We start from the raw sequence: 17599 nt of genomic DNA, 5'->3' as shown, positions 1-17599 counted from the left end.
GCCCCTGCCCCCGGCAGACTAAAGTTTTTGAGCGGCGCAAGCTGGATGTCCACAGTCACATTGAAGCTTAGTCTCACCCTTCGCGGCCTCACAGTAGGCTGAACAAAACTTCTGACCATCGGCTACATTACAAAGGCAGCCCTTCATCGCGCACTTATTGGTGTTATTCGACATGTTCACATCTCCCAAAGACAGCTTCCTGCTGCAGCCTCTTCGGATGCCGATCTGCGCTTACAGGATGTGTGCTGGAGATCTATCGACTGCTCTCCAGCAGATGCTCCGCGTGCTTAAGGCTCGTCTCCGTCAACTTCGCCCCACTCAACATGCGCGCAATCTCCTGCGTTCTCTCAGAATCTTCCATGCGACGCACCTCAGTCTGCGTACGCCCCTTTCTTTCAGTCTTTTCAATCAGGAAGTGCTGATCTCCAAACGCCGCAATCTGAGGTAGATGCGTAATGCACAGCACCTGCTGACCTTTGGACAACGTCTTCAGCTTTCTCCCAACTGCCTCCGCAGCTCGTCCCCCGATGCCGATATCGATCTCATCAAAGACCAGCGTCCGCGGAAGCACCGTCTTCTTCTTGCGCCCACCAGACCCCGCTTCTTCTACGGTTACCTTCAGCGCCAGCATCACGCGCGACATCTCGCCACCCGAAGCGATCTCATGCAGAGGCTTCATCGGCTCTCCGGCATTGGTCGCAATCAAACACTCCACCTGATCCCACCCATGTGCTGTCCAACTCTCTGAAGCCTTCTCCGCCGTCACACGAACATGAAACCGCGTGCTCATAGCAAGGTCGTTAATCTGCGCCTCGGCCAATTTTTCAAGCCGCTTCGCCGCCTCCGCACGACCCCCCGTCAACTTCGCCGCTACATTTTTGTAGGCATCCGCATCCCGCTCCTGCTGCGCCTTTAGTTCAACCAGCAGAGCATCACGATTCTCAACCTCGGCCAACTGTCGCGCCGCCTCCGCCCCAAAGTCGATGACCTCCTTCAACGTCTGCCCGTACTTCCGCTTCAGCCGATCTAGCGCCGCCAGCCGATCTTCGATCTCTTCTAATCGTCCCGGCGCAGCGTGAACATTATCAGCAAAGTCCCTCACCTCAGCATCGACATCTTCAACAATCGCCTTTGCCGCGGCCAATTGTTGCGCAGGCTCCTGAAACCGCGCGTCATACCGCGCCAACTCCTCTACATGCTTCAACGCCGCGCCCAGCGCACTCTCCGCGGAGCTCTCCGACTCATACAACAGCTCATGCGCGCTCATCGCAGCTGTGTACAGCTTCTCCGCATTCCCCAACACCCGTTTCTCAGCCTCAAGCTGAGCATCTTCATCCTCCGCACTCAACCCGGCGGCGTCGATCTCCTTACTCTGAAATCGCCAAAGATCCGCCATCCTGAGACGATCCTGTTCGGCCGACTGCAATTCGGCTAACTTGTCAGTAGTCGCTCGCCAGGCAGCAAAAGCCTCCGCCACACCGTCGACATTCACTCCGCCAAAGCGATCCAGCAGAGTCCGCTGCTGTGTCTGGTCGAACGACCCCATCGTCTCCCCTTGCGAGTGAACCAGCGCAAGCTCAGGCGCGAGCTGCCGCAAAACCCCTACCGTTGCCGGCTGATTGTTAACAAACACCCGCCCTTTGCCGTTGGCCAATATCTCTCGCCGCAGCAAAAGATGATCCGACTCGGAATCGATCCCATTCGCCTCAAGAATCGCTGCCGCACCCGGCGTTAGCTCGAAGACGCACCCAACCACCGCCTTCTCTTCTCCGTGACGAACGAAGTCCGTCGACGCCTTCCCACCAAGCAGCAGCGCCAGAGCATCGATCAAAATCGACTTCCCTGCGCCAGTCTCGCCGGTCAGCAAATTAAGGCCGGTCCCGAACGTAGCGACCGCACGGTCGATCACAGCATAGTTTTCCGCGCGCAACTCCAGCAGCATAAAAATCCCCAGGCAACCAGTATCGCGAGAATAGCAAACCTCTCCGTGAACCATCACTTGCACGCAAAATGGGCCACAACGCCGCACCACAGCGGATGCCCCAGCCTGATTCCCTGCCTCATTTCCCCCAACCACGATTTACACTAACCTCTGGTGGACAACAACTATGGTTTGTACCCTCGCTTTTGCAACGTATTTCCTCCAGGAAGACCCCTCTGCCGCGCCCCCCGTGGCCGCCAACAGCAGCGCTCTCGTGGAGATGATTCACAACAGCGGCCCCGTCGCCTTCGCTGTCCTGATTATCCTGCTTCTAGCCAGCATCTTGTCCTGGACCATCATGTTCTCAAAATGGTCCAGCTTCAGCAGGGCTCATACTCAGAGCCAGCGCTTCCTCCGCGCCTTTCGCAAATCGACTCGCCTCAGCGAGATCGCGGCTGTAGCCGACCAGTTCAAACCCAGCCCGCTGGTCGCCGTCTTCACTGAGATTCACGATGAATACCAGCGTCAGAATGGCGGACGCGGACTTCCCCGCAACCCCGTTGCACTCGAACGCGCCGCGCAAACCGCCTCCAGCGAAGCCCTCACCTCCATGGAGAGCCGCATGACATGGCTCGCCACCATCGCCGCCATCGCCCCCTTCATCGGCCTCTTCGGCACCGTTATGGGCATCATCGACGCCTTCCACGGCCTCGGCACTGCAGGCGCAGCAACCCTCCGCGCCGTTGCCCCTGGTATCTCAGAAGCCCTGATCACCACTGCAGCTGGCCTCGTCGTCGCGATCCCGGCCGTAGTCGGCTACAACCAACTCACCGCACGCCTGCGCGAATTCGCCGCCCGCATGGACGACTTCGGCCGCGAACTTCTCAACGCCATCGAAAACGCTGCCATGGTCAGTCCGCCTAGCCCGTCGCAACAGCAGCAGCAACCGGAGGAAGTGCGTAGGAGGACCTTCTAAAAATGGCCTTCTCAACAAAAGGGCACACCCAGACCGCGCTCGCCGAGATCAACATCACTCCGCTGGTCGACGTCGTTCTCGTGCTCCTGCTCATCTTCATGCTCACCGCACCCGTCTTGCAGTCCGGGGTAGAAGTCGCGATTCCCAAAACGCGCTCTGTAAATCAACTCACCGAAGAGCGCATGGTCGTCACCATCGACCGCGAGCAGAACGTCTTCCTGCAGGACAAGCCCGTCAACGTCAATGAACTCCCCACGCTCCTGAGATCCACCGGCAAAGCCGAGCCCTCCAAGCGCATCATCTACCTGCGAGCCGACGAGCGTGTGCCCTTTGGCGCCTTCGCCTCCGTCATGGATGCCGTCAAGCAAGCCGGCATTACCAACATCAGCATCGTCACCCAGCCGATCCAAAAGTGAGGAGGGTGACATAGCCACGACTCTCACATTCGACCGCCACAGCGACAACGACGACAAGCTTGGCGCGAACTTCGTCGGCTCGATCGTGTTTCACGGTCTCATCGCCGCCGCAATCCTCGGCTGGGCCTTTCTCTTCCACACCAGGGGCCACGACTGGGGCGAGAACGCATCCAACGCCGGAGCCATTCAGGCCACCATGGTCTCCTCACTCCCTCTTCCGCCCACACAGCGCACGCTCGATACAGGCGTCCTCACATCCGAAGCTCCAAGTCCCGCTCCCGTCATCACCAAAGAACGAACCGAGCCTCCGCCAGCACCCAACGAAGTCGCGATCCCGGAAAAAATCACCAAGCCAATCAAGACAGCCGACAAGCCCACACCCGCGCCGCCCAAACACGTTCAGCCCGTCACCCCTCCACCGACGAAGGCAGTCACAGGAGAGACAGCAGGGGTTCGTATCGCTCAGTCAACCCTCGAGGTGAAAAACGGCACCGCCAGCGTCTCCGTGGAAGACCGCACCTTTGGTCAGCGCTTCGCCTACTACGTCAACATCGTCAACAGTAAGGTCGCCCAGAACTGGTACACCGCGGAGGCCGACCCGCGCACTTCCATCGGCAAGAGCACCACCATCATCTTCGACATCAACCGGGAAGGCGTCCCCTCAAACGCTCGTGTCGAAACCCCCAGCGGTTCTCCTACGCTCGATACCTCTGCCATGCGCGCCGTCCAGCGTGTCGACGGCTTCGGTCCGCTGCCGCAAGGCGATCACATCACCGTCGAATACACCTTTCACCTGCATCCCCAATGAAATATCTTCGTTTTTCGCTGAGTATTTTCCTTGATTCCCCTCTACATCTGCGACAAGACACCCCAGATAGCCCACTTTGCGTCTAACATGGAACAGAATGCTTAGACAGAAACGAACGAACTTCCTTTGGCGCGCTTACATTGGATGTCTTGAAACTCTTCTTCTCCTACTTGCCGGCGCCTCCGCTCTGCATGCGCAAGAAGGCTTTAAGACCGAGACGTCCAGCGGTGTCTCTAACATTCGCATAGCCGTCGCTGACTTCAAGCCCACATCCGCTGATCCCCAAACCACGGCCTTCAAACACACCTTCGACACGACCTTGTTCGCAGACCTCAGCAACGCAGGCATCTTCGACATCGTCTCCAAAAGTCTCCTGCCGCAAGCCATTCCAGGCGCCCCCGCAGAAATCAAAATTCAACAGTGGGCCGACGCGCCAACCTCCGCCGCGATGGTTGCCTTCGGCAACTTCAGCGTTCAGGGCAGCAAGATCATCTGCAACGGCTTCCTCTTCGACGCGAAAAATCTCCAATACCCGCAAGTACTCGCCAAGCAGTACAACGAAGACGCAAGCGACGATTCTGCCCGCCAGATCGCACACCGCTTTGCCGACGAGATTATCTTCCGTCTCAGCGGAGGCAGTCAGGGCATCGCCGAATCGAAGATCTTCTACGTCAAGCTCACAGGCGCGAACAAAGAGATCTGGCAGATGGACTACGACGGCGCCAACCAGCACGCTATCACTCATCTCGGTACAGTCTCCATCTCCCCTCGCATCTCGCCGGACAACTCACGCCTCGCATTCTCATCGCTCGGCCACGACGGCTTTCAGATCCGGATGTACTCCCTGGTCCTCAACCGCATGGTCAACTTCGCCTCTGTGGGTGGAACCAACCTCTCTCCCGCATGGTCGCCCAACGGCAAGGACATTGCTTACTCCTCTTCGCGCAGCGGTGATCCCGAGATCTGGATCTCTGACGCCAACGGCACCCTGCCACGCCGCATCACCAGCTTTCGCGGCCCCGATGTCTCACCCGTCTTCAATCCACGCACTGGATCGCAGATCGCCTGGATCAGTGGCCGCACCAATCTTCCTCAGCTCTACGTCATGGACATCGACGGCTCCAACGTCCAGCGTATGACCGACGGAGGTTACGCAACTTCACCCTCATGGTCTCCCAACGGACAGTTCCTCACCTTCGCCTGGGATCGTAAATACGGCCCGGGAGCTCCCGGCGGACAAGACATCTACGTCATGGAGATCGCCACGAAACGTTGGATCCAGCTCACCCACGATGGCGGCCGTTGCGACTTCCCCTCATGGTCCCCCGACGGGCGTCACATCGTCTATGCGAACTCACCCGATGGCAAAGCCGCTCACATGAAGATCATGACCATGCTCGCCGACGGCACACAGAAACATGAACTCACAGGCGCTGGAGCAGACATGCCCAACTGGAGTTGGAAATGAAAAGTTTATCGTCTCTGCGGAACCACTTCGCAGGCAACTAGATCTTTGAAACCTTACCGTTAGCAGGAGATATCAAAATGAACGCAATGCAAGCAGGAATTCGCAAGACCTTGGTAATCGCAGCAACTCTCATTTCCATTGGCGCCGTTACTGGCTGCCATAAGAAAGCCAGCGGCATCGATCCGAACGCGCTCGGTCCTGCCCCCGCTCCTCCGCCGCCCGCACCTACGGCCACAATTACTGCTGACCCGCTTACCATCGATCTCGGTCAATCCGTCGTCCTCAACTGGCGAACGCAAAACGCGACCTCTGCCACCATCGACGGTATCGGGGACGTGACCATCAACGGCACCCAGACGGTTGCGCCCTCCACCTCCACAAACTTCCATCTCACCGCCAAAGGCGATGGCGGAACCACCGAAGCCAATGTCCGCGTAACCGTGCGTGTTCCGGTTGCCCCCGCTCCCCCGCCCGCGGATAACGACATGGGCAGTGACGCCGCCTTCCACGAGAACGTTCAGGACGTCTTCTTCGACTACGACAGCTATGATCTCCGTCCCGACGCCGTAACCGCCACAACGAGGGCAGCTGCTTATCTCACGGTTCATCCCGCGATTAAGGTCGTTATTGGCGGCTACTGCGACGATCGTGGTTCGGCCGAGTACAACCTCGCCCTCGGCGAAAACCGCGCCAACGCCGCTCGCACCGCACTAGTCAATGCTGGCGTCCAGGCGAGCCGCCTACGCGTCATCAGCTATGGCAAAGAAAAACAGTTCTGCACCGAAGACAATGAAACCTGCTGGCAGCAAAATCGCCGCGGCCAATTCTCTCTCGACCGCTAACCCAACCGAAACGCAACCCGAGATCACCCTTCCCCTGTCCTGATTCAAGGACAGGGGTTTCTGCTAACCTGACCCAACTCTTTAGTCCTCGCGCAATCCAGCGCGAGGGTCGACGGAAGACAGAAAGCCGAGCGCTCTACCATGATCAAACCCGAGCAAACTCTTCACCGCAAGTTCGTCATACCGACGTTCCATCTTGCGTCTGCCGCTCTCCTTGTGGCCGTCAGCTTCTGCTCCGCGCCAGCAGCCTTTGCCGTCAGCAAAGACATGGTGCAACTGCAGACCCAGATCCAGGCCCTGCAGGACGCAGTAGCCCGTCTTCAACAGTCGAACGACGAGCGCATGGGAGTCATGAAAGACCTCATCCAACAGAGCGCCGACTCCATCAACAAGATGGGAGCAAACGTCGACGCGATGCGCAAGCAGCTACAGACCCAGCAGGACGCGCAAAGCGGAAAGGTCGATCAGGTCTCCGGTCAGATCCAGTCTCTCAACGACTCCGTCGACGAAATCAAGGCCCGCATCGCGACCCTCCAGAAGCTGATGCAGGATGTCCAGAGTCAACAGCAGTCCATGAGTGCCGGCATGCCGCAGCCGACTAGCTCAGCCACACTCCCACCCACTTCCCCGACCACAGCACCGCCTCCAACAACCGTGGCGCCTGCCACGAAAAAAGGTAAACCCTCAGCCGGCATCCCACAGGCAGCCGAAGCCCCCGGCCCCGCCGTCCCTCCCGCCGATGAGCTCTACAAGACCGCACTCGGCGATTACATGGCCGCCAAATATCCCCTCGCATCCTCTGAGTTCGGCGACGTCGTCAAGTACTATCCCGACAACCCCCTCTCCGGAAACTCCTTCTACTACCAGGCCGAGATCGAATTCAAGGACGGTCGATACCCCGCGGCCATCAAGGCCTACGACGCTGTTCTCGAGCAGTACCCGGACAGCAACAAGGTCCCCGTCTCCCATCTCCACAAGGGCATGGCGCTCTTCAGCTTAAAAGAAAACGAAGCCGGCACCCGCGAACTCCGCACCCTCATCCAGCGCTTCCCCAACTCGCCCGAAGCCATGCAGGCCCGCAGCAAACTCAGCGGCATGGGAATCCCCGTCACACCAAAACACTAAGTCTTAGTTCCGCATCCCCTGCATTAAAGCCTCAACCTCACCCCGTTCATCCCCACTAAGCGGCAACAATGGCAGACGCGGCATCCCTCCGTAGTACCCATTCAAATCACACCCAAATTTGATCCCCGCGACCCCCATCTGTCGCTCGATCCTCGCTGCCACCTCCCGCAGTCGCTCCTGCTTCTCCTGCGCCAACCCCTCGTCTCCATCCTTCCACGCCGCCAGCACCTCGTAGCAGGCCTGTGGAGCCGCCGCTGCAAACGCAGGCATCGCTCCCACTCCGCCGCCTCGCAACGATTCCAGCATCCCATCCGTCGTGCCGGCCAATATTTGGAATCCCACCACCTTCGTTCGTGTCTTCGCTACCGTCTTCGATGGCGTCGCCACAGCAGCTCCACTATCCGTCAACGCAGTCGCCAGAATCAGGTCTTTTGCCTCTGCGCCTTCGCTGCGGCTCAGCATCCTTCCGGTCACAGCAGAGAAAACCGATGTAACCGTTACATCACGTTTGAAATTTGCGGTGCCTCTTTTGATCGTCTCAATTCGCTCGCGGCCCTCTCCACCTTCCAGCATGCCGATAATCTTTGAATGCCCCGCAAGCTCGATCACAACCTCTGCGGGCAACATCGCGCCATCCTCCGCAGCCGAGCTATACAACAGGACCGGCAGTGCCGACCGATCAGCCACAGCCTGAAAGTAAGCAAGCAGCTCCTTCCTATGCTCCACTCGACCGTTATCCCGAAGTATCGAAGGTCGCTTCATCAGCATCACGTCATACCCAAACTCGGCAGCCGACTCCGCCAGTTCCAGCGTCCCCGCCACGCTATCGCGCGACACTCCGGCAATCAGCACCTTCTCCGCCGCAGCCGCTGCAGCGCAACTCCGCAATACATGCCGCGTCTCTTCCTCCGACAGCAGCGTCGGCTCTCCTGTCTCACCCAACGCGACCAGCCCAGCGGCCGGAGTCTTCGAGTAACGAGCTACGTTGTGTTCCAGCTTGTGTAGATTGAGGCGTCCGTCCGGATAAAACGGCGTAGTCAGCGGTAGTTGAAGCCCATCGAGAAGCATCTCTCTATTCTAAAAGCGAATCGCTCAACCATGCGATTAAGCCACCAATCACATCACCCGAAAGACGTAACAACAGGCCGTCTCATCACAACATCCGTTGAAGTAATCTAGCTTTTGGTACCCATGACGAACGGACGAGACATCTCGCAGGGCAAATCTCTCGGTGACCTCGGCCGCGAAGCCTTCTGGTTTCTCAGCCACACACTCATCGCCATCGTATTGCTCGTGGGCGTTATCGTAGCCGTCTCACTCAATCACCCGGATCCCGACTCAACGACGCCCAAGGTGCTCACGACATTTCTGGCCGCCCTCATTCCCATGCTTGGCGGTGCAATCATAGCTCGCGTTCAACGGAACGATATTGCACTTTACACCTGGATCTCGGGCCTGGTCATATTTTCCATCGTCTGCGTCTGGGTACTCGATCTGCCAACCGGCAAGGGCCTCTGCGAAAACTGCGGAGCGGTCGACAAACTCTGGCGCACCTTTTTTACCTTCCGTCACGGCAGCGGTCTCATGGGCGGGGACGGCCTCCTCATCGGCACCTGGCTCCCCCTCTCCACAATCGGCTACGCCATCGGCGCAAGGCTAGCCCACGACCCCTACTAGCATCCGGCTAGGCTAGCCGCCCACCTCTACTTCACTGCAGCAGCCGTTTTGACTTCACCCGCAATTCTGTTCGCATGAAGCGTCTGCAGCGCAACGACACTCAATGTACCCTTCTGCAGTGCGGAGATACCATCGGCCGCAGCGCGCGCAGCCGCCAACGTCGTAATCGTCGGAATCCTCGCCATCACCGCAGCCCTTCGGATTGCTTTCTCGTCAAAGAAAGTATCCTGCCCGTGCGGCGTATTCACGATCAGCTGAATTCTATCTCCCTTGATCAGATCGACGACGTTCGGGCGGCCCTCCTTCACCTTGTAGACGCGCTCCGGCTGCAGTCCAGCCTGCTCCAGCACAATCGCCGTCCCATGCGTCGCCACCACGTGGAAACCCATCTCCACAAACTCCCGTGCCAGCGAAACCGCGCCTTCTTTGTCATGATCGTTGACGCTCAGGAACACCGTTCCCTGCAGCGGAAGCACCTGCCCGGCCGCAATCTGTGCCTTCGCAAACGCCTCGCCAAAGTTATCAGCGACCCCCATCACCTCACCGGTAGACTTCATCTCCGGCCCAAGCACCGTATCGACTCCCGGAAACTTGCCCCACGGAAACACCGGCGACTTCACAAAGTAGTGAGAGCCAGTCTCCAGGTCTTTTCGGCTCGCTACTTGCTCTGGCAGCAACTCTTTCAGCTTCCGTCCCACCATGATCCGCGAAGCAACCTTCGCCAGAGGGATTCCTGTCGCCTTCGAAACATAAGGCACCGTCCGCGAAGCCCGAGGGTTTACTTCGATGACGTACACAGTGCCCCGTTGAATCGCAAACTGAATATTCACCAAGCCCCGCACGCCCAACGCCATCGCCAGCTTGCGCGTATCTTCCCGAATCGTACGCAGCACATCATCACTCAAATCAACCGCCGGCAGCACGCACGACGAGTCCCCAGAGTGAATTCCCGCCTCTTCGATGTGCTGCATGATCCCAGCGATCACCACATCATCGCCATCGCACAGCGCATCCACATCGCACTCGATAGCGTCTTCTAGAAAGTGGTCGATCAGCACCGGCCTCTCTTGCGAGTACTCAATCGCAGTCGACATGTACCGCACAATCGCATCATCGTCATAGGCAATGACCATCGCGCGTCCGCCCAGCACATACGAAGGCCGCACCAGCACCGGGTAACCAACACGATTCGCGCCAGCCACAGCCTCTTCGACGCTCGTCGCCATCGCGCCCTCAGGCTGCGGAATCTTCAACTCCTCAATCAATTTCCCAAATCGCTTGCGATCCTCCGCGAGATCGATCGACTCCGGAGATGTCCCAATAATCGGGACGCCTGCCTTCTTCAGCGGCAGCGACAAGTTCAGCGGAGTCTGTCCGCCAAACTGCACAATCATCCCAATCTCAGCACCCGAAGAAGCCTCATGCTCATACACCCCTAGCACGTCTTCCAGCGTCAGCGGCTCGAAGTACAGCCGGTCGCTCGTGTCATAGTCGGTCGACACCGTCTCCGGATTGCAGTTCACCATGATGGTCTCGTACCCATCTTCGCGCAAAGCAAACGCCGCATGGCAACAGCAGTAATCAAACTCAATTCCCTGCCCGATCCGGTTTGGCCCGCTCCCCAAAATCAGAATCTTCTTCTTCTTCGTCGGCGGCGCCTCATCCTCTTCGTCGTAGCAGCTGTACAGATACGGCGTATAGCTCTCGAACTCGCCCGCACACGTATCCACCATCTTGTACACCGGCATCACGTTCAGCTTCTTCCGCAACGCCCGCACCGCGGCTGTACCCTCCGCGCCAGTCAAACCCCAACTCGCCGCAAGCCTTTCATCCGAGATCCCCATCCGCTTCGCCGCACGCAGCTGCTCCGCCGTCACCTCAGACATCGGCACGCCACCAACAGCCTTGATCTCGTCCGTAATCTGCTTGATCTGATACAGAAACCACGGGTCCATCGACGTCATGCGCGCAACCTCACGCACCGTCATTCCTCGCTCAAACGCGTATCGGACGTAACTCAACCGTTCAGGATGTGGAGTCACTAGCCGCTGCGTCAATCGGCGCGGCTCAATGTCATCGGCCGTAGCCTTCTTGCCCGTCTCGAGCGATCGCACCGCCTTCATTATCGCTTCCTTGAAGGTCCTGCCAATCGCCATCACCTCGCCGACCGACTTCATCTGCGGCCCCAGAACCTCATCCGCACCAGGGAACTTCTCAAACTGCCACTTCGGAATCTTCACAACGACATAATCAATCGTCGGCTCAAAGCAGGCCGGCGTAGCCTTCGTGATGTCATTCTGAATCTCATCCAGCGTGTAGCCCACAGCCAACCGCGCCGCAATCTTCGCAATCGGAAAACCAGTAGCTTTACTCGCCAGAGCCGACGACCGCGAAACCCGCGGATTCATCTCGATCACGGTCATGCGCCCGTTTAGCGGATTCACCGCAAACTGCACATTGCTCCCGCCCGTCTCCACGCCAATCTCGCGAATCACACGAATCGCCGCATCCCGCATCGCCTGATACTCGCGATCGGTCAACGTCTGAGCAGGCGCCACCGTAATCGAGTCACCCGTATGCACGCCCATCGGGTCAAAGTTCTCAATCGAGCAGATGATGATGACGTTATCCTTTAGATCCCGCACTACCTCCAGCTCATACTCCTTCCAACCGAGCACGCTCTCTTCAAGCAAACACTCATGCACCGGAGAAAGATCGAGCCCGCGCGAAAGGATCTCCATCAACTCCTCGCGGTTGTAAGCAATGCCGCCACCCGAACCACCCAGCGTAAACGAAGGCCGAATCACCACCGGAAATCCAATCTTCGCTGCAAACTCCAACCCATCACGAAGGTTGTTGATCAGCGCAGACCGCGGCATATCAAGCCCGATCTTCGTCATCGCGTCCTTGAACAGCAGCCGGTCTTCTGCTTTTTTGATCGCTTCCAGCTTTGCCCCGATCAACTCGATCCCAAACTTATCCAGCACGCCCGAGTCCGCCAGATCCACCGCAAGGTTCAGCGCCGTCTGCCCGCCCACCGTAGGAAGCACCGCAAACTTACCCTTAGTGCCCAACCCATGCGGATCAAGCATCTCCTTCTCAACGCGGAGAATCTCCTCTAGGTAAGCCGCATTCAACGGCTCAATGTAAGTTCTATCCGCAACCTCAGGATCAGTCATGATCGACGCCGGGTTCGAGTTCACCAGCACTACCTCATACCCCTCGGCCTTCAGCGCCTTACAAGCCTGCGTCCCGGAGTAGTCAAACTCCGCCGACTGTCCAATCACAATCGGCCCCGAGCCGATCACCAAAATCTTCGCAATGTCATTCCTACGCGGCATCTCTTCTCTTCTTCCTCTAACTCAATCTCTTTGTGCCGAAAAAATGCGCGACCAAAGCCGCGCCATTTAATCTCTATTTTTTGAACTCTTCCATCATCTTCCGAAAATCCTTGAAGAGATAGTGCGAGTCATGCGGCCCAGGGCTAGCCTCAGGATGGTATTGCACGCTGAACATCGGATCAGTCTTATGCTTCAGGCCCGCCAGCGTCTGATCGTTCAAGTTCGTATGCGTCTTCTCCACATCGTCCGGGAGCGAATCAGGATCCACATTGAAGTTGTGATTCTGCGCAGTAATCTCAACCTTCCCCGTCTGATGATTCATGATCGGGTGATTTCCACCGTGGTGACCGAACTTCAACTTATAAGTCTTCCCGCCCAGCGCCAGCCCAAACAGCTGATGCCCCAGGCAAATTCCGAACATCGGAGTTTTTCCCTGCAACGCGCGAATATTCTCCTGCGCATATTCCAGCGGCTCCGGATCCCCCGGCCCATTCGAGAAGAACACGCCATCCGGCTCCATCGCCAGCACATCTTTCGCCGAGGTCTTCGCCGGAACCACCGTCACGCGGCAGTTCTCCCGCGTCAGCATTCGAAGAATATTTTCCTTGATCCCAAAGTCATACGCGACCACGTGCATCTGCTTCGCATCGCCCTCAACCGCAGGCGTCAGCAGCGTATCGCCCGTCTGATTCTTCGGCTCATTCGAATCCCACTCATAAGCAACCTTCGTACTCACGATGCTCGCGAGGTCAGTGCCTTCCATCTTCTTGATCGCCCGCGCCTTCGCCACCAGCGCATCCACGTCAAGATTTTCTGCCGATGCAATCACGCCACGCATCACGCCATTCGCCCGAAGATGCCGCACCACAGCTCGCGTATCGATCTCAGCGATCACCGGCACCCCATAGCGCTCAAGATACTCATCCGCCACCTGCGTCGAACGCCAGTTCGAGCTCATCGGCGAAAACTCACGCGTCACCAGGCCTTCAATAAACGGCTTCTTCGACTCCGCATCGCTTGGCGTCGTCCCATAGTTCCCAATATGTGGATTTGTCAAAACCACGATCTGACCCGCGTAAGAGGGATCGGTGAAGATCTCCTGATAGCCGGTTAGTGATGTATTGAAGACCACCTCGCCCGAGCGTTCCACTCGCGCGCCAAAACTCTTACCCCGAAAAACGCGCCCATCTTCTAGCGCCAGTATTGCCTGCATTGCCTCTCCTGCCTGGAGTGGATTTAATAGATTCTATCAGCATTTATGCTGCGAAACGCTGATCCCAGGCAAATCCCTTCGCACGCAAAAAAGCCCGGCACAATGGCCGAGCTCTTTCACATTCTATTCAAACGCTAGCTGTGGTGATGATGGTGGTGATGACGGTGATGATGATAGGTGGAAGCGTTAGCAGGTATTACGGCACCGGCAAGAACGACAAAAGCAACTACAGCAAGAAACAACGAACGCAACTTCATGGAAGAACTCCCTCTCGATGAGCCACCCTTTCGAATGGCGTGTCTCTAAAAGGCAGCGTAACCCGTTATTCCTCGCCCGACATACAAAGTTTTCCTCAATCAAGTCGATGTTCCGACCTTGATTCCCCAAACGGGCCGTTACTCGATGTCCACCAGAACGTCCCCACCCTCCACCCGCAGCGGAAACACCTCCACCCGCTCATGCGCCGGATACTCCGCCAATCCCGTCTTCACATGGAACGCCCACGAATGCCACGGACAAACCACCGCCTCACCCTCAATCCAACCCTGCCCAAGCGGCCCCTGCCGATGCGGACACACGTTATCCAGCGCCGATAACTCCCCATTCACATTCGCCAGGCAAACCGCAACACCCTCGACCTCGGCCTCCATCACTCGTCCCACCGGCGGAGCCTCCGCCAACCCACACAACCTCACCCACTGCGCCACTCGAAATCCTCCGCTATCTCCATCTTAGAGGTTCACTCCCGCCCAAACGACTCACCACCTCAGACGCGAATGCTAAAGTCGATACAGAAGCCCGACTCATGCCCCGCCCCACTCCGAAGCCAAGCAAACACACCCCGCCAACCAGCGCTCCACCTGAAGTCGTCAGCCCCGTCTGGCTCGTGAAAGCCATTGCGGTCACCATTGTCGTGGCTCTCCTCTGCGGCTACCTAACCTTTTGCCTGCTCTTCTATCAAGGCCAATGGCAGCTGGTCCTACACCCCACTCGCACCTCAACCGCTCCAGCCTCCATCGCAGGCATACCCTACCAACTCATCCATTTCGACCCGGACGAATCCGCAACTCCCCAGCTTACCGGATGGTGGATTCCGGCCTCTCCCGGCGCGCGCTATTCCAACACCACCATCCTCTTCCTCCCCGCTGGAGACGGCTCCCTCGCCGACTCCAGTACTCTTCTCGCCAACCTCCACAACATCGGCCTCAACGTCTTCGCCTTTGACTACCGTGGCTACGGCCAGAGCGCCTCAACCCGACCCAGCCAGCAAAATATGACCCGCGACGCTGACTCCGCCTGGCAGTACCTCACGAACTCCCGCGCCATCCCCGAGCAACAAATCATCCCCTACGGAACTGGCGTCGGAGCCTCTCTCGCCACTCAACTCGCGGTCGATCACTCGAAAATTCCCGCCCTAATCCTCGACGCCCCCCATGCTGATCTCCTTGAACTGGCCCAGCACGACACCCGATCCCGCCTTATCCCACTCAGCCTTCTCTTCCACGAAAACTTCCCCCTCGCCACGCCCCTCGCCACCCTCAAAACCTTAAAGCTTCTCCTCTCCCGCACCTCTGCCACCGACCAAAGCTACCGCACCGCCGCCGATCCAAAAGTCACTGTAGAGCTCTCCACCCTCTCCGACCCTCTCTTCAATCAAAGCCTCACCCGCTTTCTCGATCAATATCTCCCCGCATCCTCTCCCCAACTCGTACCTTCCGCGGCACCCGTCCGCTAAGATCCACGTCGCCCTCCACTCCTCCGCGATACCCTTTTCAAAAGGATTTTTTATGACGAAATGGCTTAACAGCCTGCAACCTATTGGCGCGCTTCTCATGCGTCTGATCCTCGGCGTCTCCATGACGGTCTTCGGGTATGAGAAGGTTCACCCAGTCAGCGCCCTGCACCACTACGCTCACTACGTCACCACTCTCGGCCTACCTTACTGGCTCGGATACGTCTCCGCCTACACCGAATTTGTCGGCGGCATTCTCCTCGTTTTGGGCCTATTCACCCGGCTGATTGCGTTTTTGATTGGAGTCAATATGCTGGTAGCCTTTGCCACCGTCGGCATCCATCACGACTTCGATTTCTACGGCTACATCCTCGCCCTCGCCGTCCTGGCCATCATGCTCTTCTTTTACGGCGCCGGAGCGATGGCCCTCGATCGCAAGATCGGATTCGCCTGATCAATACCAGAAGAAGCAGCTAAAGGAGTGAAGGCTCCCGGTATTCTGGGAGCCTTACATTGTGGTGGGGGAGTTCTTTTGTTGCGGATATGGGAAGCCGGAACTGTGGGAACTGCTAGCCCGACTGTTTATGTGTTACATCCAATAAGACGCAGTATCGAAAGAAAAGTTGCCGCCTTTTTTCCACTATTTTGTATCCCATTCATTTTTACATTCCATAAACAGAAGAGTGACGCGCAGGATACATTCGCGCCTTTCAAGTCTACGAGAAGTTCAAAAAATCACTCGGACGAACCTGCGCTCCCGGAAACATCAACTCAAGATTTTTCGCGCCAAGAGTTTTGTACGCCGCCTCACCCAACACCCGCCGGAAGTCCGTCGTCACCGTCAGATCCCTTCCTTCGTTCAATTGCTCCTCCGCAAGCCCGGGCCACTTCCCATAAACCCTGCCCCCCTTCACCCTGCCGCCGAGCACAAACATCACATTCGCATGTCCATGGTCGGTACCACCGGTTCCATTCTGCCGTGCTGTTCTCCCAAACTCCGACATCGTCACCAGCGTCACGTTCTCCGCGTCGTCTCCCATATCCTTCCAGAACGCCGCAATCGTCTCCGAGAACTCCTTCAGTCGATTCGCCAGCTGCCCATTCACGTTCCCCTGGTTCTGGTGCGTATCCCAACCTCCGATGTCGGAGAATGCAGCCTCCACTCCCAGGTTCGCCTTCATCAATTGCGCCACCTGCTTCAAACTATTCCCAAACGGAGTATTCGGATAAACCGCTCCAGCCGCCGGTTGATATCTGGATGGGTCCGCAGACTTCAGCATCTTCACCGCCTCAAAGGTCTCCTGTCCGGTCCCATGCAGCACCGCATCCGAGCTCTCGTCATACATCGCCTGAAACGCATTGCTGATCGGCGAGGTCTGCGGTCCCTTTCCAGCGACAGAAAAATCCGCCAGATTATTTAACGCAATCGCCGGAATCTTTCCCTGCAGCGTTCTCGGCACCTGGGTCCCCAGCGCCACCGCACGAAACGCCGACGGCTTCCCCGTCAAACTCTCCGCCTGCAGCGCGCGATTCAACCATCCATCCTCCGTAGTCTTCACACCAGGCGTACCGCTCTCCATATAATCCTGCGCATCGAAGTGCGACCGCGTAGTATCAGGCGATCCCGCCGCCTGCACAATCGCGAGATGCCCTTGCTCATACAGCGGCTTGAACGCGGTCATCGCTGGATGCAGACCAAAAAATCCATTCAAATCCAGAACGTCCTTCTCCTGAATCGCGATCGAAGGCCGCATCGCATAGTAGTTCTTCTCCTTGTAGGGCACTACAACGTTCAACCCATCCACCGCGCCTCGCTGAAACAGAACAACAAGCTTCTTCTTATTCGCCGCAGCAGTCGTCACCTCGGCCAGAACGCTCCGCGACAAAAACGCGGGAATCGTTGAAGTCCCGATCAGCGCAAGTGCCCCACCCTTCATAAACCCACGCCGCGTCACTCCACGTCGTGCTGCGTCCCGCCCATGAAGATCGCATCCCCAGTCGCTCTGATCCGCCATATTCTTCATGTTCGCCATCTTAGACCTCTCTCTGCCCAGCCGTTTGCGTCGCCTGTACTTACAAA

Annotated in this window: 15 protein-coding genes; 9 read left to right on the top strand and 6 right to left on the bottom strand. The window is 57.7% G+C overall.

The window, feature by feature from the left end:
- Positions 1-253 precede the first annotated feature (253 nt).
- Positions 254-1942, bottom strand: coding sequence for a DNA repair protein RecN (gene recN / locus RBB77_RS13880; RefSeq protein WP_353062341.1), 1689 nt, complete (start codon positions 1940-1942; stop codon positions 254-256).
- 166 nt (positions 1943-2108) lie between these two features.
- Here recN and RBB77_RS13875 point away from each other — a divergent pair, with 166 nt between their 5' ends.
- From RBB77_RS13875 to RBB77_RS13850, 6 genes are all read left to right on the top strand, one after another.
- Positions 2109-2897 carry a MotA/TolQ/ExbB proton channel family protein gene (locus RBB77_RS13875; RefSeq protein ID WP_353062340.1) on the top strand — a complete coding sequence of 263 codons (789 nt, stop codon included), beginning with the start codon at positions 2109-2111 and terminating at the stop codon, positions 2895-2897.
- Between the two features lie 2 nt (positions 2898-2899).
- Positions 2900-3313, top strand: a complete 414-nt coding sequence (locus RBB77_RS13870; RefSeq protein ID WP_353062339.1) for an ExbD/TolR family protein — start codon at positions 2900-2902, stop codon at positions 3311-3313.
- Positions 3252-4121, top strand: a complete 870-nt coding sequence (locus tag RBB77_RS13865; protein WP_353062338.1) for a TonB family protein — start codon at positions 3252-3254, stop codon at positions 4119-4121. Before RBB77_RS13870 ends, RBB77_RS13865 begins: the two co-directional genes overlap by 62 nt.
- A gap of 97 nt (positions 4122-4218) precedes the next feature.
- The gene (locus RBB77_RS13860; protein ID WP_353062337.1) at positions 4219-5589 is read left to right on the top strand and encodes a translocation protein TolB; all 1371 of its coding nucleotides are present in this window, start codon (positions 4219-4221) and stop codon (positions 5587-5589) included.
- An 86-nt stretch (positions 5590-5675) separates the two neighbouring features.
- Complete coding sequence (locus tag RBB77_RS13855; protein ID WP_434557118.1) at positions 5676-6431, top strand: OmpA family protein; 756 nt, start codon at positions 5676-5678, stop codon at positions 6429-6431.
- A 141-nt stretch (positions 6432-6572) separates the two neighbouring features.
- Positions 6573-7556 (top strand): tetratricopeptide repeat protein, encoded by a 984-nt coding sequence (locus RBB77_RS13850; protein WP_353062335.1) that lies wholly within the window; start codon positions 6573-6575, stop codon positions 7554-7556.
- Between the two features lie 3 nt (positions 7557-7559).
- Here RBB77_RS13850 and RBB77_RS13845 read toward each other — a convergent pair whose 3' ends face one another.
- On the bottom strand, positions 7560-8624 hold the full coding sequence (locus RBB77_RS13845) for a dihydrodipicolinate synthase family protein (RefSeq protein ID WP_353062334.1): 1065 nt from the start codon (positions 8622-8624) through the stop codon (positions 7560-7562).
- A gap of 123 nt (positions 8625-8747) precedes the next feature.
- Here RBB77_RS13845 and RBB77_RS13840 point away from each other — a divergent pair, with 123 nt between their 5' ends.
- Positions 8748-9233 carry a hypothetical protein gene (locus RBB77_RS13840; protein WP_353062333.1) on the top strand — a complete coding sequence of 162 codons (486 nt, stop codon included), beginning with the start codon at positions 8748-8750 and terminating at the stop codon, positions 9231-9233.
- 26 nt (positions 9234-9259) lie between these two features.
- Here RBB77_RS13840 and carB read toward each other — a convergent pair whose 3' ends face one another.
- The 3 genes from carB to RBB77_RS13825 form a co-directional block, all read right to left on the bottom strand.
- On the bottom strand, positions 9260-12574 hold the full coding sequence (gene carB / locus RBB77_RS13835) for a carbamoyl-phosphate synthase large subunit (RefSeq protein WP_353062332.1): 3315 nt from the start codon (positions 12572-12574) through the stop codon (positions 9260-9262).
- 73 nt (positions 12575-12647) lie between these two features.
- On the bottom strand, positions 12648-13787 hold the full coding sequence (carA, locus tag RBB77_RS13830; RefSeq protein WP_353062331.1) for a glutamine-hydrolyzing carbamoyl-phosphate synthase small subunit: 1140 nt from the start codon (positions 13785-13787) through the stop codon (positions 12648-12650).
- Positions 13788-14182: 395 nt separating this feature from the next.
- Positions 14183-14494, bottom strand: a complete 312-nt coding sequence (locus RBB77_RS13825; protein WP_353062330.1) for a Rieske (2Fe-2S) protein — start codon at positions 14492-14494, stop codon at positions 14183-14185.
- Positions 14495-14592: 98 nt separating this feature from the next.
- Here RBB77_RS13825 and RBB77_RS13820 point away from each other — a divergent pair, with 98 nt between their 5' ends.
- Together RBB77_RS13820 and RBB77_RS13815 are read left to right on the top strand one after the other, a co-directional pair.
- Entirely contained in the window at positions 14593-15522 is a 930-nt protein-coding gene (locus RBB77_RS13820; RefSeq protein ID WP_353062329.1) for an alpha/beta hydrolase, read from the top strand.
- A gap of 52 nt (positions 15523-15574) precedes the next feature.
- Complete coding sequence (locus tag RBB77_RS13815) at positions 15575-15973, top strand: DoxX family protein (RefSeq protein ID WP_353062328.1); 399 nt, start codon at positions 15575-15577, stop codon at positions 15971-15973.
- Between the two features lie 262 nt (positions 15974-16235).
- Here RBB77_RS13815 and RBB77_RS13810 read toward each other — a convergent pair whose 3' ends face one another.
- Complete coding sequence (locus RBB77_RS13810) at positions 16236-17552, bottom strand: DUF1501 domain-containing protein (protein ID WP_353062327.1); 1317 nt, start codon at positions 17550-17552, stop codon at positions 16236-16238.
- Positions 17553-17599 lie beyond the last annotated feature (47 nt).

Source organism: Tunturibacter psychrotolerans (genome assembly GCF_040359615.1).
GTDB classification, from domain to species: Bacteria; Acidobacteriota; Terriglobia; order Terriglobales; family Acidobacteriaceae; genus Edaphobacter; species Edaphobacter psychrotolerans.
This window is presented reverse-complemented; position numbering and strand designations above follow the sequence as displayed.